Genomic DNA, 26,108 nt, shown 5'->3' with positions numbered 1-26,108 from the left:
TTCATGAATGGGCGGGCTTCAGCGCTTGGCGCGCGCCATGAAGGCCAGCCGTTCGAACAGATGCACGTCCTGCTCGTTCTTCAGCAGGGCGCCGTGCAGCTTGGGCAGGGCATTGACGCCATCGCGCTTCAGGTCTTCGGCATCCAGATCCTCGGCCAGGAGCAGCTTGAGCCAGTCCAGCACCTCGGAGGTCGAGGGCTTTTTCTTCAGCCCCTGCGTTTCGCGGATCTCGTAGAACTGGGTCAGGGCGGTGGTCAGCAACGCCTCTTTGATGCCGGGGTGATGCACTTCGACGATGCGGCGCATCGTGGCTTCGTCGGGGAAACGGATATAGTGGAAGAAACAGCGGCGCAGGAAGGCGTCTGGCAGTTCCTTTTCATTGTTCGAGGTGATGATCACGATGGGTCGGTGTTTGGCCCGGATCGTTTCGCCGGTCTCGTAGACGTGGAACTCCATCTTGTCGAGTTCCTGCAGCAGGTCGTTGGGGAACTCGATATCGGCTTTGTCGATCTCGTCGATCAGCAGCACGACCTTTTCATCGGCGTCGAAGGCCTGCCACAGCTTGCCTTTGCGAATATAGTTCGACACGTCGTGCACACGTTCGTCGCCCAGCTGGCTGTCGCGAAGACGGCTGACGGCGTCATATTCGTAGAGACCCTGTTGCGCGCGGGTGGTCGACTTGACGTTCCACTCGATCATCCTGAGACCCAGCGCGCCGGCGACCTGTTTGGCCAGTTCGGTTTTGCCCGTGCCGGGTTCACCCTTGACCAGCAGCGGTCGTTCCAGCGTGACGGCTGCGTTTACGGCAATGGTCAGGTCGTCGGTGGCAACGTATTCGGCTGTGCCTTTGAAACGTGCGGTCATGGGGCCCTCGTATGATGGTCGCAGCAACAGGAGACGGGAACCGGGTTACCTAGGGCGGGGCCGAATGACAAGCCGGGCCGCAGCGTCGCGGGCTGCCAACGGCGCGCGCGAGGGACGAATCGCACCGATTCCATCATCCGCTCGCGGGTGTTCTGCCGCAAAATAGTCCTTTCGCTTTCACAGAATGGCAACGATTTGGTGTCCAAAGTCTCATATTTATACCGGTTCTCATAACGGCGCGTCGGGGTTGCGTTTGGATAGTGACATTCCCCGTCCCGTCAGTTAAACGCTGCGCAGAAGGGGGTGCCAAATGTCAGGCGACACGACCGCAAAAGACGTTTCTGGCCATACCGAGGGAGCCAATATGAAGCAGGAAGTTTTTCTGCCGGAGGACTATCGTCCGGCCGAAGATGAACCTTTCATGAATGAACGCCAGCTTGAGTATTTCCGCCGCAAGCTGCTGAACTGGAAAAACGAACTTTTGGCAGGCAGCCGGGACACGATCGAGGGGCTGCAGGACAGCACCCGTAACATTCCCGACGTTGCAGACCGCGCCAGCGAGGAAACCGACCGTGCGCTGGAGCTGCGCACCCGGGACCGACAGCGCAAACTGGTTGCCAAGATCGACGCCGCTCTGCGCCGGATCGACGAGGGCGAATACGGTTACTGCGAAAAGACCGGTGACCCGATCTCGCTCAAGCGTCTGGATGCGCGTCCGATCGCGACCATGACGCTGGAAGCACAAGAGCGTCACGAGCGTCGCGAAAAAGTTCACCGCGACGATTGATCGCTGGGTTCTTTCAAAAAAGACATGCGCCGGGGCCTATGGCTCCGGCCTTTTTGCGTTAGACCAGTGTCATGAAGATCGACGGTTTGCAAATCTGTGTCATCGGCGGCGGGATCGGCGGCATGGCCGCTGCGTTGGCCTTGCAGCAACGCGGTGCACGGGTGACCGTGCTCGAGCAGGCCGAGGCCTTGACCGAGGTCGGGGCCGGCCTGCAAATCAGCGCCAACGGCATGGCGGTCCTGCGTGCGCTGGGTGTCGTGGATGATCCCGGTCGGGTCGCACAACTCTCTCACGGCACTCTTCTGCGCGATTATCGGCGGGGCCGCGTCGTCAGCCGTCTTCCGGCACCTTCGGCCGGACCCACGTGGTATTTCCATCGCGCTGACCTTCTGGACGTGTTGCAAAAGGCGGCCGAGCGCGCAGGGGTGTCGATCAGACTGAATGCCCGCGTCACCAATGTTCGGAAGCATCCAGCCGAAGCCGAGATTGCGCTGCAGGATGGCACCCGGCTGCGCGCTGAATTCGCCGTTGCAGCGGATGGCGGGCGCAGCGGTATCCGGCCCATCCTGAACGGAACCGAAGCGCCCGCGTTCACGCATCAGGTGGCCTGGCGGTCAACTGTGCCCTGGACCGACCACGAAGCCGAGCCCATGGCATCGCTGACGATGGGCCCCGGGCGTCATGTCGTGACCTATCCGCTGCGAAAGCAGTCCATGTTGAACATCGTGGCGGTAGAAGAGCGGTCCGACTGGCGGGAAGAGGACTGGCGCCTGCGCGGTGACCCCGAGGACCTGCGGGCGCGTTTTTCCGATTTCGGCGGTCCGGCCGGCGCCGCGCTTGCGCAGGTGCAGGATGTCCATCTGTGGGCTTTGTTTCTGCGCCCGGTGGCACAGAAATGGCAGAATGGTCGCGTTGTCCTTCTGGGGGACGCCGCGCATCCGACATTGCCGTTTATGGCTCAAGGGGCGTGCCTCGCGCTTGAGGATGCTTGGATCCTGGCCCGATCTTTTGACGAACAGTCGGGTGTCCGCCGCGCACTCGAAGCCTATGAAAGCACGAGGAAACCCCGCGCGCGCAAGGTGGTCGCAGCTGCCGGTGCCAACGCGCGGAACTTTCATTTGCGCGGTCCCGCACGACTGGCGGCGCAGGCGGCCTTGGCCCTGATTGGTCCTCGCCTGACGCGTCGATACGACTGGATCTACGACTACGATCCGACGGCCTGACGGGTCAGATGTCGAGGTCCACCCAGACAGGGACGTGATCGGACGGTTTTTCATGTCCGCGCACTGCGGCGTCGATCTGGCAATCGCGCATCAGGTCCGCCGCTTGTGGTGTCAGAAGGAAATGGTCAATGCGAATGCCGTCATTCCGGTTCCACGCGCCGGCCTGATAATCCCAGAACGAATAGTGGCCCGGGCCTTGTGTCCGCGCGCGGAACGCTTCGGTGAAGCCAAGGTTCAGCACCTTGCGAAACGCCGCGCGGCTTTCCGGCCGAAACAGGGCGTCTTCGCGCCAGGCCTCCGGGCGTTTCGCGTCCTCGGCTTGCGGAATGATGTTGTAGTCCCCGGCCATGAGGGCCGGCTCTTCCGTGGCTAGAAGATCACGGGCGCGCTCGTACAGCCGCTCCATCCACGCAAGCTTGTAGTCGAATTTCGGCCCCGGAGCAGGGTTCCCGTTGGGAAGATAAAGCCCGCAAATCCGCAGCGCCCGCTTGCCGATGACGGTTGCCTCGATCCATCGCGCCTGCTCGTCCTCTTCATCCCCGGGCAGCCCGCGCGAGACGTCTTCCAGCGGATATTTCGAAAGTATCGCCACGCCGTTGAAGCTTTTCTGGCCATGGGTTTCGACGTTGTAGCCGCGTTCCTCAAAGATCTCGCGGGGAAAGTTTTCGTCGACGGATTTGATTTCCTGCAGCAGGACTACATCGGGCTGGGCTTCGTCCAACCAGCGGGGCAGAGCCTCGGCCCGCGCCTTGATGCCGTTGATGTTGAATGTTGCGATTTTCATCCCGGTCCCTCCGAAGCTCTGCCGAAACCTATCGCCCAGAACGGAGGCCATCACAAGGTGTCAGTCAGGCCTGCCGCGGGCACCGGGGGCGTTTGGGGACGGATGACGCGACGACGAACTGGCCCAGTGGGCGTGGGGCCAAACACGGTCAACCCGCGCCCTAAGGCCTGATCGCGGGACAGCGGGCGCTCCTGCAGATCATAGAGATATTCAGAGGACGGGGGCGCAACGCCCCCACGATTGATCACATCGAAAAAGACGTGCCGCACCCACAGGAAGAGGTTGCGTTGGGGTTGTCGATCACGAACCGGGCGCCGATCAGTTCCTGCGTGAAATCTATCGTCGCATTTTCCAGGAACGGCAAAGATATTTCGTCGACGACAACCTTCTGGCCTTTGCCTTCCAGTACCAGATCATCGTCCTTGGGCTCGTCCAATGCGATTTCGTACTGAAAGCCTGAACACCCTCCGCCTTCAACGGCGATGCGCAGGGCCTTGCCGTTGTCGGCGGCGCCGATCTCGGCAAGCCTCTCGAAGGCGCGTTCTGTGACTCTCGGAGGCAGATTCATGCCATGCTCCAAAGGTTTATTTCCTCGTTGGTCTACAATATAGAAACCCCGGAGACAGGCGACAAGGACAAGACCATTGGAGCGAGCAGGATTTGCTGCCGATCCGGGCCGGGCGCGCGGGCGGCTGGTGCCAGAGGAAGAAAGCAGTTTCCGGTCGTGCTTTCAACGGGACCGGGACAGGATCATACACGCCAGCGCGTTCCGACGTCTTAAGCACAAGACACAGGTTTTTGTCGAGCATGAGGGCGACAGCTATCGCACGCGCCTGACCCATTCGATCGAGGTGGCGCAGGTCGCGCGCACGATCTCGGGGGCATTGGGGCTGAACCCCGAACTGACCGAGGCCGTGGCCCTGGCGCATGATCTGGGCCACACGCCGTTTGGCCATACCGGCGAGGACGCTCTGCATGCGCTGATGGCGCCCTACGGGGGCTTCGACCACAACGCCCAGGCGATCCGCATCGTCACCAAGCTGGAACAGCATTACGCGGATTTCGACGGGTGCAACCTGACATGGGAATGCCTTGAGGGCATCGCCAAGCACAACGGCCCGGTTACGGGCGTGCTGCCCTGGGCGCTGGCCGAGTGCAATGCCGATTTTGACCTTGAACTGCACACCCATGCCAGCGCAGAGGCGCAGGTTGCGGCACTGTCCGACGACATCGCCTACAACAATCATGACCTGTTCGACGGCCTGCGGGCCGGACTTTTTACCGACGACGAGATCGCCCAATTGCCGATTGTCCGGGAGTGTTATGCCGAGGTGGATCGCAAGTATCCCGGGTTGGATTTCTACCGGCGTCGTCACGAGGCGCTGAGGCGGGTGTTCGGCGTGATGGTTTCGGATGTAATCGACACCTCGCGCGAGGTTCTGGAGAGATCGGGTGCGCAAACAGTCGAGGATGTTCGTCACCTCGGGGCGCCTGTCATCCGCTTTTCGGATGATCTTTGGGCGCAGCTCAACGATATCCGGGCGTTTCTGTTCACCCGCATGTACCGGGCGCCCAGCGTCATGGAGGTGCGCGCCAAGGTCAGTCGCGTAGTCGAGGAGCTGTTCCCGATCTATCTGAGCGACCCGCGCCAGATGCCTCGGCATTGGCATTCGGATATCGAAGCGGCGCCGGACGAGACTGCGTTGGCCCGGATCGTATCAGACTATATTGCGGGCATGACCGATCGCTTTGCATTGCAGGATCATGCGCGCCTGACCGGCGCGCAGCCCCCGCAGGTCTAGGGCTGCATGCTGCGAAAGCTGGATTGGACCGCTCGCCTGCATTGACCTTGCCGCCTTGCGTGGTAAACCGCTGCGCAAGCAAAAGGACATCCGAAATGAACCTGTTCTCCGAGATCCGCGGCCTTGTTCTGGACGCGCTGACGCAGATGCAGTCCGAAGGCGCGCTGCCCGAGGGGCTGAGCTTTGACAACGTTGCGGTCGAACCCCCGCGCGACGCCGCCCATGGAGACATGGCGACCAATGCCGCGATGGTGTTGGCCAAGCCGGCCAAGATGAAGCCGCGTGACATTGCCGATGCGCTGGCCGCGAAACTGGCCGCCGATGAGCGGATCACGAGTGCCGAGGTTGCAGGTCCGGGCTTTCTCAACCTGCGGCTCGCTCCGTCGGTCTGGCAGGGCGTTCTGGGTGCGGTGTTGGAACAGGGCACGGACTATGGTCGCTCGAACATGGGGCAGGGGTTGAAGGTGAACGTGGAATACGTCTCGGCCAACCCCACGGGACCGCTGCATGTGGGCCACACGCGTGGCGCGGTGTTCGGCGACGCGCTGGCCAGCCTGTTGGCCTATTCCGGCCACGACGTGACCCGTGAATACTACATCAACGATGGCGGTGCGCAGGTGGATGTATTGGCCCGGTCCGCGTTCGAGCGGTACCGCGAGGCCAACGGCCTGAGCCCGGAGATCGCCGAAGGCCTTTACCCGGGCGACTACCTGATCCCGATCGGTGAGGCGCTGAAGGAAAAATACGGCGACAGCTTGCTGGACAAGCCTGAAAGCGAGTGGCTGGCCGAGGTCCGCGTTTTTGCAACCGACGCGATGATGGATCTGATCCGCGCCGATCTGAAGGCGCTGGGCGTCGAGATGGACGTGTTCTTCTCGGAGAAGTCGCTGTACGGAACCGGCAAGATCGAGGCCGCTCTGAAGTCGCTCAGCGACAAGGGGCTTATCTATGAAGGCGTTCTTGAGCCGCCCAAGGGCAAAACCCCCGAAGACTGGGAGCCGCGCGAGCAGACCCTGTTCAAGTCCACCTCGCATGGCGACGATGTGGATCGCCCTGTCAAGAAATCCGACGGCAGCTGGACCTATTTTGCTCCGGACATCGCTTATCACTACGACAAGGTGAGCCGCGGGTTCGACGCGCTGATCGACGTGTTCGGCGCAGATCACGGCGGCTACGTCAAGCGGATGAAGGCCGCTGTTTCGGCTTTGTCAGACGGCAAGGTGCCGCTGGACATCAAGCTGACCCAGTTGGTGAAGCTGTGGAAAAACGGCGAGCCGTTCAAGATGTCCAAGCGGGCCGGCAATTTCGTCACACTGCGCGATGTGGTCGACCAGGTCGGCCCGGACGTGACCCGGTTCGTGATGCTGACCCGCAAGAACGATGCGCCGTTGGACTTCGATTTCGACAAGGTGCTTGAGCAAAGCCGCGAGAACCCCGTGTTCTACGTGCAATACGCCCATGCCCGGGTCAGGAGCGTGCTGCGCCGGGCCGCCGAAGCGGGCGTTGCCGCGGACGATGCAACTCTCAAAGCTGCTGATCTGAGCAAGATCGACCACGCGTCCGAGTTGGTTGTTGCCAAAAAGCTGGCCGAATGGCCACGGCTGGTCGAGATCGCTGCGCGTACCAACGAACCGCATCGGGTTGCCTTCTATCTGTATGAACTTGCAGGGGATTTTCATGCGTTGTGGAACAAGGGCAACGAAGAAATGTCGCTGCGCTTCCTGCAAGATGGTGACGCGGCAACAAGCCAGGCAAAAATCGCGCTGGCCCGGGCCGTTTCTGTTGTGATTTCAGCAGGCTTGGGTATTCTTGGTGTCACGCCGGCGAAGGAGATGCGGTAACCAACACTGCCCGAACCGCCGGCCCGAGGTAGGCAAGAAATGACCCGCGCGCCCCAATTTCAGGCGCGAAACGGGCAGTGAGGCGGATATGACCAGTTACGATTTCTCGGGGCAGACCAGCCCCGAGCACGCGCATTACTCGAATCAGTTCCACCCCGAAGATGGGTATGAATATCCCGACAACATGATGAACCAGGCTGAGGGTGTGCCGGCGGACGCGGCCCTCGGGCGGGTCGTCAACCTGCTGGGTGCTGCCGCGTCTCTGGCGCTTGTCGCTGGCGTCGCGATCTGGGGGTACAAGCTGGTCATGCGCGATGTGAGCGGCGTACCGGTCGTACGCGCGGCCGAGGGGCCGATGCGGGTGCAGCCGGAAACTCCCGGGGGCACACCCGCCGATCACCAGGGTCTTGCGGTCAATGCAGTTGCGGCGGTTGGAACCGCGGCGCCTCCGGCCGACCGGCTGATCCTTGCGCCGCGCCCCGTTTCCCTGACGGATGAAGACGTGGCGATGGGTGAGCTGAAGCCGACCCCCGCCGTGCATGTCGTCGAACAGGAAATCTCGAACCAGGAAGCCGCCGAACTGCGCCAAGGCGCGGTTGACGCCGTGGTGGCCGAACTGTCCGGCGCGCCTGCCGTTGAGACACCGCAGACCGAAGAGGGCGTGCAGCTTGCATCCCTGAACTTGGACGATGACGAGCCAGCCATTGATCCGGCCGATCTCGCCGCTCAGCTGCCCGATCCCGAAATCGCGGCCCTGCCGGGCGTGCGCCGGTCTCTGCGTCCGCTCCGCCGCCCGGCGCGCGCAGCTTCGGCTGTACAGCCTGCAGTCAGTGAAGACGCGATCAACGCCGCGGTCAAAGCTGCTGTAGGGTTGGATGTCGACCCGAACACCTTGACCAAAGGTACCCGGCTGGCGCAGCTGGGTGCGTTTGAAAGCCCCGAGGTCGCGCAGGCGGAATGGGACAGGCTGTATCGTCGGTTTGGTGAATATATGGATGGGAAGCAGAGGGTTATCCAGAAAACCTCAAGCGGAGGCCGCACGTTTTACCGTCTGCGGGTCCTGGGGTTCGATGACCTGAGCGACTCGCGCCAGTTCTGCGCCGCCCTGGTCGCACAGGACGCTGACTGTATCCCGGTTGCCGTGCGGTGAGGTTTGGCGCCACGATCACCGATGCGGCCGGGCTGCGATTGACACCCGAAGAGAAGGCGTTGTTTCGACAGATGAACCCGTTCGGGTTCATTCTGTTCGCCCGCAATATCGAAACCGCAGATCAGGTCCGCGCCTTGTGTGACGACTTTCGCGAGGCCGTCGGTCGAAACTGTCCGATCACCATCGACCAAGAGGGCGGACGAGTCCAACGTTTGCGCGCGCCACTTGCGCGGCAATGGATGCCCCCATTGGATCATGCGGAGCGTGCCGGCGAACATGCCGAGCGGGCCATGTACCTGCGGTACCGCCTGATCGCGCATGAACTGTATTCCATGGGGATCGACAGCAACTGCGCACCGATGGTGGATCTGGCGCGTCCGGACACCCACGCATTTTTGCGCAACCGGTGCTACGGTAGCGATGCTGCTACGGTCGCGAAAATCGGCCGGGCTGTTGCGCAGGGTCATCTGGACGGTGGCGTGTTGCCCATCGTCAAGCATATTCCCGGCCACGGGCGGGCGACTTTGGACAGCCATTTCGATCTGCCGCATGTCGATGCGCCGTTGGACGATCTGTTGCAGACCGATTTTGCCCCGTTTCGCGCCTTGAACGATCTGCCGATGGGCATGACGGCCCATTTGGTCTTTGAGCAGCTGGATGAACGACCGGCAACGATCTCTCCGCAGATGATGGCTGTGATCCGAGATCAGATCGGGTTTGACGGCCTGATCATGACCGACGACATCTCGATGAAGGCGCTCAGCGGGTCTTTGGCCGACCTGTCACGTCAGGCCCTGGCCGCAGGATGCGATGTTGTGCTGCACTGCAACGGCTCGCTTGCCGACAGGGCGGCGGTCATGGAAGCTGCGGGCGAGATGTTCGAGGCGGCACAAGCCCGCGCAGACAAGGCGCTGGCACAGCGGCAATCGCCCGAGGAACTTGACATCCGTGCCGCCGAGACGGAACTATCCCGTCTGATGGGCGGGCAGGTATATGACGGATAACCTTTTCAGCGAAGACCCGGTTTCGGTCGCCGATCGGCTGGCCGCCGAGGCGCTGATCGTGGACGTCGACGGGTTTGAAGGCCCGCTGGACGTGCTGCTGACCCTATCGCGGACGCAAAAGGTCGATCTGCGCAAGATCTCGGTTCTGGCGCTGGCGCAGCAATATCTGGCCTTTGTCGAACGCGCCCGCGCCCTGCGGATCGAATTGGCCGCCGATTACCTGGTGATGGCCGCATGGCTGGCCTTTCTGAAATCCCGGCTGTTGCTGCCGCCCGACCCCGACGAAGAGGGGCCGACGGGCGAGGAACTGGCCGCGCACCTGGCCTTTCAGCTGGAACGCCTGCAGGCGATGCGCGACGCGGCCGCCCGCCTGATGGCGCGCGACCAGTTGGGGCGCGATTTCTTCAGGCGCGGGCAGGGCGAGGATGTCACCCGCATCCGCACGGTCACCTATTCCGCCACCTTGCTGGACCTGATGCAGGGCTATGCCCGCATACGCACCCGCGACGAGTTCCGGCCCTTCGTGATGGACCGCGACGCCGTTTTCACGATGGAGCAGGCGCTGGAACGGATGCGCCCGCTGATCGGATTTGCCGGAACCTGGACCGACATGGAAACCTACCTGCCCGACGGATGGGACGTTGACCCGGTGCGGCGGCGCTCGGCCACGGCGGCGACGTTTGCGGCCTCGCTGGAGCTGGTCAAGGAAGGACATATGGAGATCAAGCAAAGCGAGACCTTTGCTCCGATCCAACTGCGCAGAAGGACTGACAAACGTGACTGACGCCCCCGAAGACGACGGCACCGGCACCCTGTTCGAAGCGCCTCCGCTGGCTGAGCAGGAGCGTATGGTCGAGGCGGTACTGTTCGCCAGCGCTGAGCCAGTGACAGTTGCCGATCTTGAAGCGCGGATGCCGCATGGTTGCGACGCAGCGCAAGCGCTGGAACTGCTGCAGAAACGTTATGAAGGGCGCGGGGTCCGCGTGGTCAAAGTGGGCGAGGCGTGGGCCATTCGCACGGCCCCCGATCTAGGATTCCTGATGCAGAAGGAAACGGTCGAGACCCGCAAGCTGAGCCGAGCCGCCATCGAGACCCTGGCGATCGTGGCCTATCATCAGCCCTGCACCCGCGCCGAGATCGAAGAAATCCGCGGCGTGTCCGTGTCGCGGGGAACCATCGACCAGCTGCTGGAGATGGAGTGGATCCGGCTGGGCCGTCGCCGCATGACGCCGGGCCGTCCGGTGACCTTTGTCGTAACGCCTCAATTCCTGGACCATTTCGGTCTGGAAAGCGCGCGTGACTTGCCGGGCCTTAAGGAACTGCGCGCTGCTGGCTTGCTGGAAAACCGGCCGCCGCCGGGGGCGATGCCGATCGGCGAGGCCAACGAAGATGAAACGGGTGACGAAGATCAGTCCGAACTGTTCGAGGAAGATTGATTGCGTCGCCCATTTGTCGGCGCATATCGCCGTTAGGTTCGGCGCAGAGGAACGGAGACCGAAATGAACGCAAACCGCATCATCGACATGATCGTTCGGCAAGTCATGCGCAGGCTGGTCACGCGTGGTGTCGACAAAGGTTTTGACCTTGCCGATCGTGCGACCCGCAAGCCGGGCCAACAGAGCCAGGCGCGCGATCCTCAAACCGACCGGCGCATGGCGCAAAGTGCAGGCGGACAGAGCCCGAGCATGAAACAGGCCAAGCAGCTGACCCGCCAGATGCGGCGGTTCATGCGGTTCTGAGGTTTACTGTGCGGACTTGAAATGCTTCGATAATTTCAGGCCCTGGCCCTGATAGTTCGAAGCAATTCCTGCGCCGTACAGCTGTGTCGGCATCTCGGCCATACGCTCATAGACCAGCCGCCCGACGACCTGTCCATGCTCCAGCACGAAGGGCGCTTCGTGACAGCGAACTTCCAGAACTCCACGTGACCCGGCGCCTCCGGCTTCGGCATGACCGAAGCCCGGATCGAAAAAGCCCGCGTAGTGCACCCGGAATTCGCCCACCATCGCCAGATAGGGCGCCATTTCGGCCGCGTACATCGGTGGGATGTGAACTGCCTCTCGGCTGACCAGGATATAGAATGCGCCCGGATCCAGAATGATCCGCCCGTCCTTGGTGCGCACTTCTTCCCAGTATTCCTGCGGGTCGTATTCGCCGATCCGGTCAAGGTCGATCACGCCGGTATGCGGTTTCGCGCGATAGCCAACAAGGTCGGTGTTGGGCAGGCGCAGGTCGACCGAAAACCCCAGACCGTCCTGAATGACGGCCGGACCATCGACCAATGGTGATTCCGCATGCAGAGCGGTCAGGTCCGCATCGGACAAAACTGCCTGGCCTTGCCGGAAACGGATCTGGTTCAGCCGCATCCCCGGACGCACCAGAACAGAAAAGGACCGCGGGCAGATTTCGGCGTAGAGGGGCCCCGAATAGCCTGCGGGCACCCGGTCGAACTCGGTTCCGCCGTCGGTGATGGTACGGGTCAGAAGGTCCAGACGCCCGGTCGAGCTTTTGGCGTTGGCGACAGCAGTCACGTCACCGGGCAGGGACAACGCTTCCATCAGGGGCACAAGGTAGACGCAACCTTTTTCGAGAACGGCGCCGTCGGTGATGTCGATCCGGTGCATTTCGAACTCGGCCAGCCGTTCGGACACCGAACGCCCTTCGCCCGCCAGAAATGACGCACGGACGCGGTAAGCAACTGTTCCCAAACGAAGATCAAGGCTGGCGGGCTGGATCTGAGCGGGCAGAATGGCCGGCTCGGCGGAGATCTCACCGCGCGCGATCATCGCCTCGATTTGCTGGTTCGGGCATACACCTGTCATTCCGATCCCCCCTGGTGCCAGAGCGGGATCTGGCCTGTCTGCCATAAACGTCGGTGTGATTTGGTCGGGCTAGCAGGACTCGAACCTGCGACCTTCCGTCCCCCAGACGGACGCGCTACCAGGCTGCGCCATAGCCCGACGTTGGGCTGTTCATAATGATTTTCCCGGCAGGGGCAAGAGGAAAACATTGCCTTTCTTCTTATCCCGCCTTTTGACCTTCGACCCGGCTGAGCCATGCCCTGAGGTCCCTCGCGATCGGGGCGATCTGGCGCAGCGCCTCAGCGTCAAAATCCGTAGTCTGCCAAGCTTTGGAGGCGATGCCGCCGAACAGCGGGGCAGGGCTGATGCCATCGTCCCCGTTGACCGCAGTGGGCGCGGGCGCCGGCTCGGGGTCTGGGGAACTGGGTGTTTCCTGAGGCTCTGGCGATCCGGGACCATCAGTGCCGGCCTGCAGATCGAGGTCGATTTGCTGACCGGTCGATTTGGGCGGAAAGGACACCACCACGTCCTGTGGCGTCTGTGGTGATTCTGCGCTGACATCGATGTCGGGTGACAGCGCCGCCACATGGGCCACGCCCTGTTCCCTCAGGATGCGTTGAACGCCTTTTATCGTGATGCCGTCCTCGTGCAGCAGCTTCTTGATGCCGCCCAGCAGGCGCATGTCGTTGGGGCGGTAGTAACGGCGACCGCCAGCCCGTTTAACCGGTTTGACCTGTGCAAACCGGCTTTCCCAGAATCGCAGGACATGGGCCTGAACACCGAGCCAATCCGCAACTTCACTGATGGTGCGAAACGCGTCGGGTGACTTGCTCATATCCTCCTGGCCCCGGGTTTACTTGCGATTCCCGGCGGCGACGCGATCCTTCATCAGATGCGACGGGCGGAAAGTCAGCACGCGGCGCGGCTGGATCGGAACCTCTTCACCGGTTTTCGGGTTGCGTCCAATACGGGCTGATTTGTCACGAACGCTGAAAGTGCCGAAGGACGAAATCTTGACCTGTTCGCCACGCACCAGCGCGTCCGACATGTGGTTCAGAATGCTTTCGACAAGCTGTGCACTTTCGTTGCGTGACAGCCCAACTTCGCGAAACACGGCTTCGCTCAGATCCATTCGCGTCAGTGTATTATCGCCCATGACATTTCCCCTATTGATTTTCGAGCATAGGGGTAGCGCAAATTCGCTGTCAATATCAATGAATTGCGGGCGGCTGTGTAAGCCGGATTGCGCCGGTTACCAGCGCAGGACCACCGAGCCCCATGCCAAACCGCCGCCAATCGCCTCGGTCACGATCAAATCACCTTGCTTGATCTGGCCCCGTTCCTTGCCCACCGACAGGGCCAGGGGAATCGAGGCGGCCGATGTGTTTCCGTGGTCCTGAACGGTCACCACAACGTGATCCATGGGCAGGCCCATCTTCTTTGCGGTGCCCTGAATGATGCGGATATTGGCCTGATGCGGCACGATCCAGTCGACGTCCTGGCTGTTCAGTCCGGCGCGTTCCAGGGCAGTTTCTGCCGTGGCGGTGAGCTTTTCGACCGCATGGCGGAACACCTGGTTGCCCTGCATCCGAAGATGGCCCGTCGATTGCGTCGACACCCCGCCGTCCACGTACAGAAGGTCCTTGTAACGTCCATCCGAATGCAGATCCGTGGACAGGATACCTCGATCATCGCTTGTTCCGGCACCGTCCTGCGCCTCGAGCACGAGAGCACCGGCCCCATCCCCGAACAACACGCAAGTCGATCTGTCGGTCCAGTCCATGATCCGCGAAAAAGTTTCGGCGCCGATCACCAGCACCCGCTTGGCCTGACCCGAAAGGATCAGGGCGTTGGCGTTGCTCAGCGCAAACACGAAACCGGCGCAGACGGCCTGAACATCAAAGGCAAACCCCCGGGTCATGCCCAGATTGGCTTGAACCATGGTTGCGGCCGACGGGAACGTCAGATCCGCGGTCGAGGTCGCCAGTACGATTGCGTCAATGTCATCAGCTGTAAGGCCGGCGTCCTGCAAAGCGGCTTTGGCCGCATAGGTTGCCAGATCGGACGTGGTTTCATCTTCGGCCGCAAAGTGCCGACGTTCGATACCGGAACGGGTGCGAATCCATTCATCGGTCGTATCAAGCGTCTTTTCGAATTCGGAGTTCGGAACCACCCGCTTGGGCAGGTAATGCCCGACACCTACAACGACTGAACGGCCTGCCATCTGGGGTACTGCCTTCTTTGTTCTTATTTGGTCTGCAGCGCAGATTGCGCTGCATCTTGTTCAAGCTCAGCCGTGGATGCAACCCGTGCTGCCAATTTTTCCGCAAAGCCGGACTTGGCCAGGGTGAAAGCCAGCTTGATCGCGGCAGACACGCCGGTGGCGTCGGCGCCTCCGTGGGATTTGATGACAGTGCCGTTCAGGCCAAGAAAGACCCCGCCGTTGACGCGGCGCGGGTCGATGCGTTTCTTCAATCGCTGCAGAGAGGTGATGGCCAGAACCGAGGCCAGGCGAGATAGGGGCGAATACTTGAAGGCCTCGCGGAGCAGGTCACCGATCAGGCTGGCCGTGCCTTCTCCGGTCTTGATGGCGACGTTTCCGGTAAACCCATCCGTAACAATGACATCCGCCTTGTCGCCTGGAATGTCGCTGCCTTCCACGAAGCCCACGAAATCAAAGTTTGCCTGATCCGCGAATTCGGTGATCAGGGCATGGGCTTCCTTGAGTTCGGCGCGGCCTTTGTGCTCTTCGGTGCCGACGTTCAGCAGCCCGATACGCGGGCGGGTCAGTTCCATGCCGTTGCGCGCATAAGAAGCGCCCATCAACGCGAACTGCAGCAGATCCTTGGCGTCGGCCCGCACATCCGCGCCCACGTCCAGCATGACGTTGAAGCCCTGAGGGTTGCGGGATGGCCACAGAATCGCGATGGCGGGGCGGTTCACCCCGGGCAGTTTGCGCAGCCGCATCATCGACAGCGCCATCAGCGCGCCGGTATTGCCGCAGGAGACGGCACCATGGGCCTCGCCCTGACGCACCGATTCCAGCGCCGACCACATCGAGGTGTTCTTGCCGCTGCGCACCACCTGGCTGGGCTTGTCCTGCATCGTGACCACGTCCGGGCAATCACGAAAAACGACGCGTCCGTCGAGGACACGCCGTTTCGATACAAGCTTGCTCAGCACATCTTTCGGGCCGTGCAGAAGAAATCCGACCTCGGGGTTCTTCTTTGCTGACTTCGCGATTCCAGCCACGACCACGCCGGGACCTGAATCCCCGCCCATTGCGTCAACCGAGATGATGATCTTTCCGGTCTGCGTGGGCTGCGCTGTCATGCCAGAACCTGCGTTCAATCAGGCTTAGGCCGCGTCTTCGTCCAGGTCGATGTCGTCGGCCTGAGCGACGACTTCACGATCGTCATAGTGGCCGCAGGCTGCGCAAACGTGGTGCGGGCGCTTCAGCTCGCCGCAGTTCGCGCATTCGTTCGGGTTTGCAGCAACCAGAGCGTCGTGTGCGCGGCGGTTGTTGCGACGCGACTTGGAAACTTTGTTCTGTTGGACGGCCATGGTCTCAACCTTTGTCTACTAAGGGCCAGCAGATTCGCTGCAGGCCGGGTTTCATTCTTCGTTTTCTCGTGGTGTGACGTGCGTTTAGGGAACAAGCCCCGCGATGTCCAACCCAAATTCCGATGAGCGCGCGAAAATACTGCGATTCTCGACATGTTCAAGCGATTTTTCTGAGCGCCTGCTATGACAGGAAATCGATCCCCTGTCACTCGTCTTTTTTTAGCGCGTCACGCAGGGACGCCAGCCCGGCAAAGGGTTTGGCATCCTCGTCGGTCATCGCCTGTTTGCCCGGTTCGGTATAGTTCGCGTCGCCCAGATGTGCGCCGTCTTTCCGGGGGTATTGGGGCAACGCAAGGGACAGTGCCTCGCGCATCACCTGGTCCAGATCGATCTCCGGGCCCAAGGCTTCGGTCTCGTCATCTTCGGGCATTTCGAACTCGGGTTCGTCCGGTTCGGTCCAATTGGCCAGGAAAATGCGCCGCACCGGGGCCTCGATCCGGGTCGTGACCGGGTCCAGCGTCACCACGCAGGGCTGAATGACGGTCGCGCCCAGCTTGGCGGTCAACACCCAATCACGCTTACCCTGCGCGCGCAGCTCGCCGACAAAACTCAGCTTGCGCAGCCCGAGCAGGCCCAACGCATCACGAATTTCCTCGAGTTGCCGGGCAGAGGGGCGCAATTCGAACGCGGTCGGGCTGTTTTGAGGCAGATCGGCGACGCGCAATGTTGAGAGGTCGGTCATTGTGACCCTTTCCTGTGTTGAACCGGGGCATGGGTTTCTGTAATCGGATAGAAGCCGCAAGGGACCAAGGCAAGAGGGTGAACATGTTGAAAGTACTGAACAGGCTGAAACCGGCGTCCAGGGCGGTTGCCTGCACGCTTGTTCTGGCCACCGCTGTTGCCTGTACCCCGGTCTACAAGAAACACGGCTATATCCCCACCCCGGAAGAGCTGGCCGAGATCAAGGTTGGCGTCGATACCCGCGACACGGTTCTGGAAAAGGCTGGCGCGCCCAGCTCGTCAGGTGTGTTGAAGGATTCGGGTTTCTACTATGTGGCGTCGCGCGTTCGCCACTATGGCCCCAAACGCCCCGAGGTCGTCTCGCGCGAATTGGTGGCGATCAGCTTTGACCAGCGTGGCGTCGTCCGCAATATCGAGAAATTCGGTCTCGAAGACGGCTATGTCATCGTGCTGGATCGCCGTGTGACGGACTCCAGTGTTCAGGACAAAGGCTTCCTGCGGCAGCTGCTGGGCAACATCGGCCAATTCAGCCCGTCGAACATCCCGGGGGCCAGCTAATTTCCGGCCGCCGGTTGAAAGCTTCACACGGCGGTCACACTATTGGTGCATGGGATCAGGCAGATCGCAATCGGTGAGAAACCGTGGAGGATGCGACCATGGCCGATGATATTTTGTTGGACAAAGGCCGCTTCCGCGCGCGCCTGGCGCGGTGTCCCGAGGACGTGCGGGCAGCCCAGAATCTTCGTACTCTTGCATTCCGAACAGCCGAGACGGATCAGGACAAATTCGACGTTACCTGCGCCCATGTTCTGGTCGAGGATTCGCAGGCAGGTGGCCAGTTGGTCTGCTGTTTCCGGATGCTGGTCATGGACAGCGGCAGCGACATCAGCCGGAGTTATTCGGCCCAGTTCTATGACCTTTCCGCTTTGCAGAGCTTTGATGGGCGCATGGTGGAAATGGGGCGGTTCTGCATCCATCCCGATTGGACTGACCCCGATATCCTGAGGGTGGCCTGGGGCGCGATGACGGCCTTCGTCGACCGCAACGGGGTCCAGTTGCTGTTCGGATGCTCGTCCTTCGCAGGAACTGAGACTGCGGAATACCTGGATGCCTTCGCGATCCTCAAGCATCGCCACCTTGCGCCCAAGCGCTGGTTACCGCGGGTCAAGGCGCCGGACGTGTTCCGCTTTGCCGCGCGGCTGCGGCGGCGCCCGGATGCCAGAAAGGCCATGCTGCGAATGCCGCCGTTGCTGCGTACTTATCTTATGATGGGTGGCTGGGTCAGCGATCATGCGGTGGTGGACCGCCAACTGAACACGCTGCATGTCTTCACCGGCGTCGAGATCGGCGCGATTCCCGCGGCGCGGAAACGCCTCTTGCGGATGATCGCGGGCTGAAGCCGCGCTGCTGGCAAAAGGTGAGGTTGGGGCGTTGACGCCCAATGCCTGCCGGTTTAGCTGGCGCTTATGGCACGTATTCCTTTGTTGCAGATGTCCGGTATCTCGCTGACCTTCGGGGGCGAGCCGGTGTTTTCCGATCTGGACCTGGTGGTTCAGCCCGGCGACCGCGTTGCGCTGGTCGGGCGGAACGGCTCGGGCAAATCCACCCTGATGAAGGTCATGGCCGGTCTGGTCGAACCGGACCGGGGCGACATTGTGGTGCCGCCCGGCAAATCCGTGGGTTACATGGAGCAGGACCCGACGATGGAGGGCTTTGCCACGCTGGGCGATTATGCGGCCAGCGGGCTGGAACCCGGCGAGCTGTACAAGGTGGAACGGGCCGGGGAAGGGTTGAAATTCGACCCCTCGCGCGCGGTTCAGACTGCCTCGGGCGGGGAACGGCGCCGCGCGGCGCTGGCCAAGCTGATGGCCGAGGCCCCCGATTTGATGCTGCTGGACGAGCCGACCAACCATCTGGACATCGAGGCCATCGGTTGGCTCGAACGTGAACTGGGTGCGACGCGAGCGGCCTTTGTCCTGATCTCGCATGACCGCGCATTCCTGCGAGCACTGACCCGGGCAACACTGTGGATTGACCGCGGTTTGGTGCGCCGGCAGGAGCAGGGGTTCGAGGCCTTCGAGGCGTGGCGTGAAAAGATCTGGGAGGAGGAAGATCAGCAACGCCACAAGCTGGACCGGCTGATCAAGTCCGAGGCGCGTTGGGCGGTCGAGGGGATCAGCGCCCGCCGCAAGCGCAACCAGGGCCGGGTGCGGGCGTTGCAGGCCCTGCGGGCCGAACGCGCGGCGCAGATCAAGCGTCAGGGCTCGGCGGCCATGTCCTTGGAGACCGGTCCGAAATCCGGGCGCAAGGTGATCGAGGCGCGCGGCATCAGCAAGGCGTTCGACGGCAAGCCTATCGTGCGTAACCTAGACCTGCTGGTGCAGCGCGGCGATCGGGTGGCCTTTGTCGGGCCGAATGGCGTGGGCAAGACCACCGTTCTGAAGATGCTGCTGGGCGAGGTGGAGCCGGACGAGGGGGCGGTGACGCTGGGCACCAACCTCGAAATCGCGGTTTTCGACCAGACCCGCGCGCAGCTGGACCCCGAGATGACCCTGTGGGACAGCCTGACCGGCGACCCCGAGATGCGCGTCTCGGGCAAGGCCGATCAGGTGATGGTGCGCGGCCAGCCCAAGCATGTGGTCGGCTACCTCAAGGAGTTCCTGTTCGACGAACGGCAGGCAAGAGCGGCCGTCAAGTCCTTGTCGGGCGGCGAAAAAGCGCGGTTGCTGCTGGCCAAGCTGATGGCGAAACCGTCGAACCTGCTGGTGTTGGACGAACCGACCAACGACCTAGATATCGAGACGCTGGACCTGTTGCAGGAGTTGCTGGACGACTATGACGGCACCGTGCTGCTGGTCAGTCACGACCGGGATTTCCTGGATCGCGTGGCGACCACCACGATCGCGATGGAGGGCAACGGCCGCGCGACCGTCTATGCGGGCGGCTGGTCGGACTATGTCGCACAGCGCGGCGATCTGGTCGAGAAAAAGCCTGAGAAAACAAAAGAGAACAAGCCGAAGGTCAAGCAAGAATCCAAGCCGAAAACCGGCCTGTCCTTTTCCGAAAAGCACCGGCTCGAGAAACTGCCCGCCGAGATCGCGCGGCTGGAAGCCGAGATCGCCAAGCTGGAGGAACTGATGTCGGACCCCGAGCTATTCACCCGCGAGCCGGTGAAATTCCAGAAGGCGACCGAAGCCCTTGTCGAGCGGCAGGAGAAGCTGGCCGCCGCCGAGGAGGAATGGCTGGAACTGGAAGAAAAGGCCGAGGCGGGCTGAGCCAATTCGTCTGTTTTGTACCGGCCCCGGGACGGAGGTCTTCCGTTTTGTACGAAACGAAAATGGCCGGCCCGGACGAAGATCGACCGGGCCGGAAATCGTCAGTGAGGGTCAGCGCATCCGCAGGGCGCCGTCGATGCGGATGACTTCGCCGTTCAGATAGCCCATCTCGACGATGAATCCGGCCAGCCGGCCATATTCGCGCGGGTCGCCCAGGCGGGCGGGGTTGGGCACGTCGGCGGCCAACTGCTGCTGCACCTCTTCGGGCAGGCCGGCCAGCATCGGCGTCATGAAGATGCCGGGCGCGATGGTCATGACCCGGATCCCGGTCGAGGCCAGGTCGCGCGCCATCGGCAGGGTCATGCCCACGACACCGCCCTTGGACGCCGCATAGGCCGCCTGACCTTTCTGTCCGTCAAACGCGGCAATCGAGGCGGTGTTGATGATCACGCCACGCGCGCCATCCGACTCGGGCGCGTTCTTGGCCATCTCGGCGGCGGCCAGACGCGACACGTTGAAGGTGCCCACCAGGTTGATGTCGATGGTGCGCTGAAAGGCGTCCAGCGGATGCGGGCCGTCCTTGCCGACGGTTTTGATGCCATAGGCGATGCCGGCACAGTTCACGCAGGCGGTGATCTTGCCCATCTTCTCCATCGCCAGCGCAATGGCCGCGGCCACCGAGTTCCCGTCCGTCACGTCGGTCTGGGCGAAATGTCCGCCGATCTCGGTCGCGACCTGCGCGCCATGCTCGGCATCGCGGTCGAGGATGGTGACCTGCGCGCCGTTCTCGGCAAAGTAACGGGCGGTGGCCTCTCCGAGGCCCGAGGCGCCGCCGGTGATGACGGCAGCGGTGGTGGACAATTGCATGGCGGGCTCCTCCCCAGTGATCTGAACGTTTGTTCAAATAATCCGAGATGGCACGTCCTGTCCAGTCGGCAGTGACTCAGTCCAGCCGGCTGCGCTGCTGCATCGGGGTGACGCCGAAGGCGGCGCGGTACACGCGTGAAAAATGGCCCGGGCTTTCAAAGCCGCAGGCAAAGGCCACGTCGGTGACCGAAGATTCGGTCTGCAACAGCAGGTTTCGCGCGCGGTCCAGCCGCAGCTCCATGAAGTATTTCTTGGGCGAGGCGTTGAGGTATTTGCCGAACAACCGTTCCAGCTGGCGGGTCGAGATGCCGATCTGTTCGGCGATCACCGCCGGCGAGATCGGGTCGTTGATGCGGTCGGCCATGATCTGGATCGCCTTGGCCAGATGCGCGTTGCGCATGCCGTTGCGCGATTGCAGCGACACACGCTGATCGGCGGTCGCGTTGCGCACGGCGTTGTAGACCATCTGGTCGGCCACCGCGATCGACAGGTCCTGCCCGTGGTCGCGCTCGATCAGGTGCAGCATCAGGTCGGCCGTTGCGGTGCCGCCCGAGGCGGTCATGTGCTTTTCATCGGCCACGAAGACGCTGCGCACCAGATTCACGTCCGGGAAAGCCTCCATGAAGGCGTCGTGATATTCCCAATGGATCGCCGCCTGCATCCCGTTCAGGAACCCGGCCTCGGCCAGCAGCCACGCACCCGAACACAGCGCCCCGATGGCCGTGCCGCGCGCCCGTTCGCGGCGCAGCGCGGCCAGCAGGGGTCGGCTGACGTGATCGCGCATGTGAATGCCCGACAAAACAAAGATCTGGTCGCATTTCGGCAGGTCCGCCAACCCGCCATGCACCAGTGTCACGGACCCGTTCGAACACACCGCCTGCGCGCCGTCCTCCGAGGCGAAGGACCAGCGGTACAGTTCCTCGCCGCTGACCCAGTTGGCGATCCGCAGCGGCTCGACCGCGCAGGAGAAGGCCAGGTGCGAGAACTCGGGAACGAGGATGAAACAGAAATGTTGCGGGCGGGTCATGCGCTCAGTCTATCACGGGCGGTCAGACTGATTGTGTACAAGTTGCATTTTATCGGGCAAGAGCAGAGGCGACATCCTGGGTGTCGCGATTCGACCAAAGCGAAGGTTGGGGATGAAAGACGACACGAAAAGCCGCAAGGCGGCGCTGGCCGCGCATCTGAAGGCGGCGGTGATGACGCTGAAACTGCGCCCTGGCGATGATCTGGACGAGGCGCAGCTGTCCGAGGCGTTCGGCCTGTCGCGCACGCCACTGCGCGAAGTGTTCCGGCATCTGGCCGGGCTGGGCTATCTTGAACTGCGTGAAAACCGGGGCGCGCGGGTGTCGCAGATGTCCTATGCCACGCTGCGCGATTTCTTCCTGGTGGCGCCGATGATCTATGGCGCGGTGCTTCGGCTGGCGGCGCAGAACGCGACAGGTGACCAGATCGATCGGTTGAAGGCGGCGCAGGCGGCGTTTCGGGAAACGTTGCGGGCGAGCTCGGCCGAAGATCGCGCGCTGGCCAACAACCAGTTCCACGAGATCACCGGCGAGATGGCGGCGAATGTCTACCTGCTGCCGTCGTTTCAGCGGCTGCTGATCGACCATGCGCGCATCGGCATGACCTTCTACCGCCCGGGTCAAGGCGGGATGGGCGAAAGCCTCGATCTGGCCTGCGCCCAGCATGACGCCATCATCGCCGCGATCGAGGCGCGCGACGAGGCGGCGGCGGGGCAGCTGGCGGCCGATCACTGGGCGCTGTCGCGCGATCAGATCGAGCTGTTCGTGACGCCGGCCGGTCTGGACCTTCCGCTGGGCTCGGTCGAGCGCGGATAGAAAAACGGCCGCCCCAGGGCGGCCGTTGTGTTCAGGGTCAGGCCGGTTCAGCCCAGTTGCACCAGCGCGTGCCGCTTCTTGCCCGCGCTCAGCTTGATGGGCGAGGAAAGGGCCGCTGCGTCGATCATCAGCCCGGCATCGGTCAGCGGTGCGTCGTCCAGACGGGCGCCGTTTTCGGAAATCAAGCGCTTGGCCTCCTTGCCCGATTTCGCCAGGCCCGACTTCACGATCAGCTGCACGACCGAGATGCCGTCGCCCAGATCCTCGGCTGTCAGGGTCAGGGTGGGCAGGTCGCCGCCCACGCCGCCCTTCTCGAACACCTCGCGCGCGGTGGCCTCGGCCTTGGCCGCGGCCTCGGCCCCGTGCAGAAGGGTCGTGACTTCGTTGGCCAGACGGATCTTGGCCTCGTTGATCTCGGACCCCTGCAGCGCGCCCATGCGGTCGCATTCGTCCACGGGAAGCTCGGTGAAGATCTTCAGGAAGCGGCCCACGTCGGCGTCGGTGGTGTTGCGCCAGAACTGCCAGAACTCGTAAGGCGACAGCATGTCGCCGTTCAGCCAGATGGCGCCGCCCTGGCTTTTGCCCATCTTGCGCCCGTCGCTGGTGGTCAGCAGGGGCGTGGTCAGGCCATAGATCTCATGATCCAGCACGCGTCGGGTCAGGTCGATGCCGTTGACGATGTTGCCCCACTGGTCCGATCCACCCATCTGCAGGATGCAGCTGTAACGACGGTTCAGCTCCAGAAAGTCATAGGCCTGCAGGATCATGTAGTTGAACTCGAGGAACGACAGGGATTGTTCCCGGTCCAGCCGCGATTTCACCGATTCAAAGGACAGCATCCGGTTGACCGAAAAATGCCGCCCGATGTCCCGCAGGAAATCGAGATAGTTCAGGTCGTCCAGCCATTCGGCATTGTTCAGCATCAGCGCGCCGGTGTCGCTGTCGTCATAGGACAGGTACTTGTCGAACACCTTCTGCATGCCGGCGATGTTGGCGTCGATCTGCTCGGGGCCCAACAGGGGGCGTTCGTCCGAGCGGAACGAGGGATCGCCCACCTTGGTGGTGCCGCCACCCATCAGGGTGATCGGCTTGTGCCCCAGCTTCTGGAACCAGCGCAGAACCATGATGTTCATAAGGTGCCCGACATGCAGGGACTGGGCGGTGGCGTCATACCCGATATAGGCTGTCTGCACCCCGCTTGTCAGAGCATCGTCAAGGCCCTGATAATCGGTGCAATCGGCCAGAAAGCCGCGCTCGATCATCGTGGCGATGAAATCCGATTTGGGGTGATACGTCATGTCTTGCCTCGGGGTTGAATTGCGGGGCACGTTATAGGCGGCGAACGAGGGAAGGAAAAGGCCATGAATAAGGCCCGAGGCAAAGTTGGGGCAGTGCGGGCACTGGGGGCCATGTCGGGCACCTCGCTCGATGGGGTCGACGCGGCGGTGGTGGAAACCGACGGGCGGCAGATCTTGCGGTTCGGCGACAGTGCCTACCGGCCCTATACCGAGGACGAGCGCAAGCTGCTGCGCGCCGCGTTGGGCAAATGGAGTGGCCCCGAGGTGCACGCCGCCGAAGATCTGGTGACCCGCGCCCATGCCGAGCTACTGTCGGAATTCGAAGACGTGGAGCTGATCGGCTTTCACGGCCAGACCCTTGCGCATGAGCCGCGCGGAAAGGGCACGTTGCAGGTGGGCGATGGCGAGGGGCTGGCGGTCGCGCTGGGTGTGCCAGTGGTTTGGGATTTCCGCAGCGATGACGTGGCCATGGGCGGCGAGGGCGCGCCGCTAGCGCCGTTCTTCCACTTTGCCTGCGCAAAATACGTCGGGGCCACGGCGCCCGTGTGCTTTCTGAATCTGGGTGGTGTCGGCAACCTGACCTATGTGGACCCGTCCTTTGACGGGCCCGAGGCGCTCGGTGCGCTGCTGGCCTTTGACACCGGCCCGGCCAATGCGCCGATCGACGATCTGGTGCAGGCGCGCCTGGGTCTGCCGATGGACCGCGACGGCGCGCTGGCCCGGCAGGGCACGGTCGAGACCGGAGCGCTGGAGCTGTTTCTGGCCGAGCCCTATTTCAACCGTCTGCCGCCCAAATCTCTGGACCGCAACGATTTCGCCGAGATGATCGGCCTGGTGAGGGAATTGAGCGACGCTGACGCCGTCGCCACCCTGACAGGCATGAGTGCGGCGGCGGTGGTGCAGGGGATGGAGCATTGCCCCAGACCGCCCGCGCGGGTGCTGGTCACCGGCGGCGGGCGCAGGAACCCGGTCTTGATGGAGATGCTGCGCGTGGCGATGGACTGCCCGGTCGATCCGGTCGAGGCCGTAGGTCTGGATGGCGACATGCTCGAGGCGCAGGCCTTTGCCTATCTGGCGGTGCGCGTGGCGCGGGGGATGCCGACCTCTTGCCCCGGCACCACCGGGGTAAAGGCGTTGGTTGGCGGGGGGACGGTCAGCCGGGTGTCGCAGGGCGCACCGCGCTGAAACGCAGCGAAAAATGATCCTGCCAATGCGCTCGGGCGTAATTGTAGCAGTAGCCACAACAACGCCGGAGATGAAGATGATCGGTTCCCTTGTCAAAAATGCGGCCGGTTGTGCCGCCGCGTTCATGCTCGCAGTGCCTGCCATGGCCGACGTGCAGGTTGAGTTCGTCGAGGGAGCGCCAAAGGACCGCTTCGTTCTTCGCAACGCCAGCGATTGCAGCCTGTCTGCTGCAACGGTGCGTCTGGATTTGTCCTCGTCGCAGGGCGGGCTGATCTTTGATGTCACCGGTGCGGGGGCAGGGGTTGAAGTATTTCAGCCCTTTGAAATGGTTTCGGGGTCCGAGTTTCTGAACGGGTTGCCTCAGGTTCAGGACGGGCAGTCAATGGTCGATCTGGACATCCGTGCCATGCCGCCCGGTGCGGAAATCGCCTTTACGATCGACGTGGATGACACGGGCGGCGGACGAGAGATCACCGTGTCGGGGGCCGAGATTCAGGGCGCGACGGTCTCTCTGGAAGGCGCGCAGAGCCCGCCGCGTGGCGTCTTTTCCTCGGCGGCCCGCGCGGCTATACCGGTCGGGACCTGCTGAGCGGCAGTGCACCTGCGGATGGAACCGGCATGACCAAGACCCTGACACGTATCGCATTTCTGGTTCTGGTAATGGGAGGCGGCATACTGATCGGCACTCTGACGGGGCCGGGGGAGTGGTATGCAAACCTGAACAAACCGGTCTTCAACCCGCCGGGCTGGGTGTTCGGCCCGGTCTGGACGGTTCTGTACGTCCTGATCGCGATGGCGGGATGGCGGCAGTTCGAACGCGACCGGGGATCGCCCGCAATGCGCCTGTGGTGGGCGCAGCTGGGCCTGAACTTCCTGTGGTCGCCCGCATTCTTCGTGCTGCACCAGCCGTGGCTGGCATTGGTAGTGATCCTGTCGCTGCTGGTGGTGATCGTGCTGTTCATCGCGCGTGTCCGCCCGGTGGACCGCGTTTCGGCATGGGCGTTCGTGCCCTATCTGGCATGGGTGGCGTTTGCGACTGTTCTGAACCTGTCGATCGCGGTCCTGAACTGACGCCAGCGGT

Annotated in this window: 29 protein-coding genes and 1 tRNA gene; 16 read left to right on the top strand and 14 right to left on the bottom strand. The window is 62.6% G+C overall.

Going from position 1 to position 26,108, the window contains the following annotated elements; translation table 11 throughout:
- Positions 1-18 precede the first annotated feature (18 nt).
- Positions 19-864, bottom strand: coding sequence for an AAA family ATPase (locus tag GOW72_RS06875; RefSeq protein ID WP_093962329.1), 846 nt, complete (start codon positions 862-864; stop codon positions 19-21).
- Between the two features lie 364 nt (positions 865-1,228).
- Between GOW72_RS06875 and dksA the strand changes: the two genes are divergently transcribed.
- Entirely contained in the window at positions 1,229-1,651 is a 423-nt protein-coding gene (dksA, locus tag GOW72_RS06870) for an RNA polymerase-binding protein DksA (protein ID WP_093962986.1), read from the top strand.
- A gap of 71 nt (positions 1,652-1,722) precedes the next feature.
- Positions 1,723-2,874: an FAD-dependent monooxygenase gene (locus GOW72_RS06865; protein WP_170366216.1), complete on the top strand. Its 1,152-nt coding sequence runs from the start codon at positions 1,723-1,725 to the stop codon at positions 2,872-2,874.
- A 4-nt stretch (positions 2,875-2,878) separates the two neighbouring features.
- Here GOW72_RS06865 and xth read toward each other — a convergent pair whose 3' ends face one another.
- A complete protein-coding gene (gene xth / locus GOW72_RS06860; RefSeq protein WP_170338208.1) occupies positions 2,879-3,658 on the bottom strand; it encodes an exodeoxyribonuclease III in 780 nt (259 codons plus the stop codon).
- A 244-nt stretch (positions 3,659-3,902) separates the two neighbouring features.
- Positions 3,903-4,226, bottom strand: coding sequence for a HesB/IscA family protein (locus GOW72_RS06855; RefSeq protein WP_093962326.1), 324 nt, complete (start codon positions 4,224-4,226; stop codon positions 3,903-3,905).
- Between the two features lie 76 nt (positions 4,227-4,302).
- Between GOW72_RS06855 and GOW72_RS06850 the strand changes: the two genes are divergently transcribed.
- From GOW72_RS06850 to GOW72_RS06820, 7 genes are all read left to right on the top strand, one after another.
- Entirely contained in the window at positions 4,303-5,460 is a 1,158-nt protein-coding gene (locus tag GOW72_RS06850; RefSeq protein ID WP_170366214.1) for a deoxyguanosinetriphosphate triphosphohydrolase, read from the top strand.
- 95 nt (positions 5,461-5,555) lie between these two features.
- Positions 5,556-7,301: an arginine--tRNA ligase gene (gene argS / locus GOW72_RS06845; RefSeq protein ID WP_170366212.1), complete on the top strand. Its 1,746-nt coding sequence runs from the start codon at positions 5,556-5,558 to the stop codon at positions 7,299-7,301.
- An 88-nt stretch (positions 7,302-7,389) separates the two neighbouring features.
- Positions 7,390-8,451 (top strand): SPOR domain-containing protein, encoded by a 1,062-nt coding sequence (locus GOW72_RS06840; protein ID WP_170366209.1) that lies wholly within the window; start codon positions 7,390-7,392, stop codon positions 8,449-8,451.
- Entirely contained in the window at positions 8,448-9,455 is a 1,008-nt protein-coding gene (gene nagZ / locus GOW72_RS06835) for a beta-N-acetylhexosaminidase (protein ID WP_170366207.1), read from the top strand. Before GOW72_RS06840 ends, nagZ begins: the two co-directional genes overlap by 4 nt.
- Positions 9,445-10,239 carry a segregation and condensation protein A gene (locus tag GOW72_RS06830; protein ID WP_093962321.1) on the top strand — a complete coding sequence of 265 codons (795 nt, stop codon included), beginning with the start codon at positions 9,445-9,447 and terminating at the stop codon, positions 10,237-10,239. Before nagZ ends, GOW72_RS06830 begins: the two co-directional genes overlap by 11 nt.
- Positions 10,232-10,891, top strand: a complete 660-nt coding sequence (gene scpB, locus GOW72_RS06825) for an SMC-Scp complex subunit ScpB (RefSeq protein ID WP_170338220.1) — start codon at positions 10,232-10,234, stop codon at positions 10,889-10,891. Before GOW72_RS06830 ends, scpB begins: the two co-directional genes overlap by 8 nt.
- 63 nt (positions 10,892-10,954) lie before the next feature.
- Entirely contained in the window at positions 10,955-11,194 is a 240-nt protein-coding gene (locus GOW72_RS06820) for a hypothetical protein (protein ID WP_093962319.1), read from the top strand.
- Between the two features lie 3 nt (positions 11,195-11,197).
- Here the strand turns inward: GOW72_RS06820 and GOW72_RS06815 are convergent, their stop codons facing one another.
- The 8 genes from GOW72_RS06815 to GOW72_RS06780 all read right to left on the bottom strand — a co-directional run bounded on the left by GOW72_RS06815 (position 11,198) and on the right by GOW72_RS06780 (position 16,562).
- Entirely contained in the window at positions 11,198-12,277 is a 1,080-nt protein-coding gene (locus GOW72_RS06815) for a 2'-deoxycytidine 5'-triphosphate deaminase (protein ID WP_170363291.1), read from the bottom strand.
- 61 nt (positions 12,278-12,338) lie between these two features.
- Positions 12,339-12,415, bottom strand: a tRNA-Pro gene (locus GOW72_RS06810).
- Between the two features lie 61 nt (positions 12,416-12,476).
- Positions 12,477-13,091 (bottom strand): MerR family transcriptional regulator, encoded by a 615-nt coding sequence (locus GOW72_RS06805; protein ID WP_170358886.1) that lies wholly within the window; start codon positions 13,089-13,091, stop codon positions 12,477-12,479.
- A gap of 18 nt (positions 13,092-13,109) precedes the next feature.
- Positions 13,110-13,412 carry an integration host factor subunit alpha gene (gene ihfA / locus GOW72_RS06800; protein WP_093962316.1) on the bottom strand — a complete coding sequence of 101 codons (303 nt, stop codon included), beginning with the start codon at positions 13,410-13,412 and terminating at the stop codon, positions 13,110-13,112.
- A 96-nt stretch (positions 13,413-13,508) separates the two neighbouring features.
- The gene (locus GOW72_RS06795; protein WP_093962315.1) at positions 13,509-14,480 is read right to left on the bottom strand and encodes a beta-ketoacyl-ACP synthase III; all 972 of its coding nucleotides are present in this window, start codon (positions 14,478-14,480) and stop codon (positions 13,509-13,511) included.
- A gap of 23 nt (positions 14,481-14,503) precedes the next feature.
- On the bottom strand, positions 14,504-15,589 hold the full coding sequence (gene plsX, locus GOW72_RS06790; protein ID WP_170366205.1) for a phosphate acyltransferase PlsX: 1,086 nt from the start codon (positions 15,587-15,589) through the stop codon (positions 14,504-14,506).
- A 24-nt stretch (positions 15,590-15,613) separates the two neighbouring features.
- On the bottom strand, positions 15,614-15,820 hold the full coding sequence (gene rpmF / locus GOW72_RS06785) for a 50S ribosomal protein L32 (RefSeq protein WP_093962313.1): 207 nt from the start codon (positions 15,818-15,820) through the stop codon (positions 15,614-15,616).
- A gap of 205 nt (positions 15,821-16,025) precedes the next feature.
- Positions 16,026-16,562, bottom strand: coding sequence for a YceD family protein (locus GOW72_RS06780; protein ID WP_170366203.1), 537 nt, complete (start codon positions 16,560-16,562; stop codon positions 16,026-16,028).
- Between the two features lie 83 nt (positions 16,563-16,645).
- On the opposite strand from GOW72_RS06780, the gene GOW72_RS06775 reads away from it, so the two are divergent.
- From GOW72_RS06775 to GOW72_RS06765, 3 genes are all read left to right on the top strand, one after another.
- Positions 16,646-17,119, top strand: a complete 474-nt coding sequence (locus tag GOW72_RS06775; protein WP_093962985.1) for an outer membrane protein assembly factor BamE — start codon at positions 16,646-16,648, stop codon at positions 17,117-17,119.
- 98 nt (positions 17,120-17,217) lie between these two features.
- On the top strand, positions 17,218-17,958 hold the full coding sequence (locus tag GOW72_RS06770) for a GNAT family N-acetyltransferase (RefSeq protein WP_170366201.1): 741 nt from the start codon (positions 17,218-17,220) through the stop codon (positions 17,956-17,958).
- A 69-nt stretch (positions 17,959-18,027) separates the two neighbouring features.
- Complete coding sequence (locus GOW72_RS06765; RefSeq protein ID WP_244952354.1) at positions 18,028-19,836, top strand: ABC-F family ATP-binding cassette domain-containing protein; 1,809 nt, start codon at positions 18,028-18,030, stop codon at positions 19,834-19,836.
- A gap of 111 nt (positions 19,837-19,947) precedes the next feature.
- On the opposite strand, the gene GOW72_RS06760 is transcribed toward GOW72_RS06765, so the two are convergent.
- Positions 19,948-20,703, bottom strand: coding sequence for a 3-hydroxyacyl-CoA dehydrogenase (locus GOW72_RS06760; RefSeq protein ID WP_170366200.1), 756 nt, complete (start codon positions 20,701-20,703; stop codon positions 19,948-19,950).
- 76 nt (positions 20,704-20,779) lie between these two features.
- Positions 20,780-21,730: a GlxA family transcriptional regulator gene (locus GOW72_RS06755; protein WP_170338740.1), complete on the bottom strand. Its 951-nt coding sequence runs from the start codon at positions 21,728-21,730 to the stop codon at positions 20,780-20,782.
- A gap of 112 nt (positions 21,731-21,842) precedes the next feature.
- Here GOW72_RS06755 and GOW72_RS06750 point away from each other — a divergent pair, with 112 nt between their 5' ends.
- Positions 21,843-22,544, top strand: coding sequence for a GntR family transcriptional regulator (locus tag GOW72_RS06750; RefSeq protein WP_170366198.1), 702 nt, complete (start codon positions 21,843-21,845; stop codon positions 22,542-22,544).
- A 47-nt stretch (positions 22,545-22,591) separates the two neighbouring features.
- On the opposite strand, the gene tyrS is transcribed toward GOW72_RS06750, so the two are convergent.
- On the bottom strand, positions 22,592-23,842 hold the full coding sequence (tyrS, locus tag GOW72_RS06745; protein WP_170366196.1) for a tyrosine--tRNA ligase: 1,251 nt from the start codon (positions 23,840-23,842) through the stop codon (positions 22,592-22,594).
- A 63-nt stretch (positions 23,843-23,905) separates the two neighbouring features.
- Between tyrS and GOW72_RS06740 the strand changes: the two genes are divergently transcribed.
- The 3 genes from GOW72_RS06740 (at position 23,906) to GOW72_RS06730 (ending at position 26,098) form a co-directional block, all read left to right on the top strand.
- Complete coding sequence (locus GOW72_RS06740) at positions 23,906-25,027, top strand: anhydro-N-acetylmuramic acid kinase (protein WP_170366193.1); 1,122 nt, start codon at positions 23,906-23,908, stop codon at positions 25,025-25,027.
- A gap of 76 nt (positions 25,028-25,103) precedes the next feature.
- Complete coding sequence (locus GOW72_RS06735; protein ID WP_170366191.1) at positions 25,104-25,616, top strand: aggregation factor core; 513 nt, start codon at positions 25,104-25,106, stop codon at positions 25,614-25,616.
- Positions 25,617-25,645: 29 nt separating this feature from the next.
- Positions 25,646-26,098: a TspO/MBR family protein gene (locus tag GOW72_RS06730; RefSeq protein ID WP_170366189.1), complete on the top strand. Its 453-nt coding sequence runs from the start codon at positions 25,646-25,648 to the stop codon at positions 26,096-26,098.
- The last annotated feature ends 10 nt before the right edge of the window (positions 26,099-26,108 follow it).

It is taken from the genome of Ruegeria arenilitoris (genome assembly GCF_013032855.1).
Classification (GTDB): Bacteria; Pseudomonadota; Alphaproteobacteria; order Rhodobacterales; family Rhodobacteraceae; genus Ruegeria; species Ruegeria arenilitoris.
This window is presented reverse-complemented; position numbering and strand designations above follow the sequence as displayed.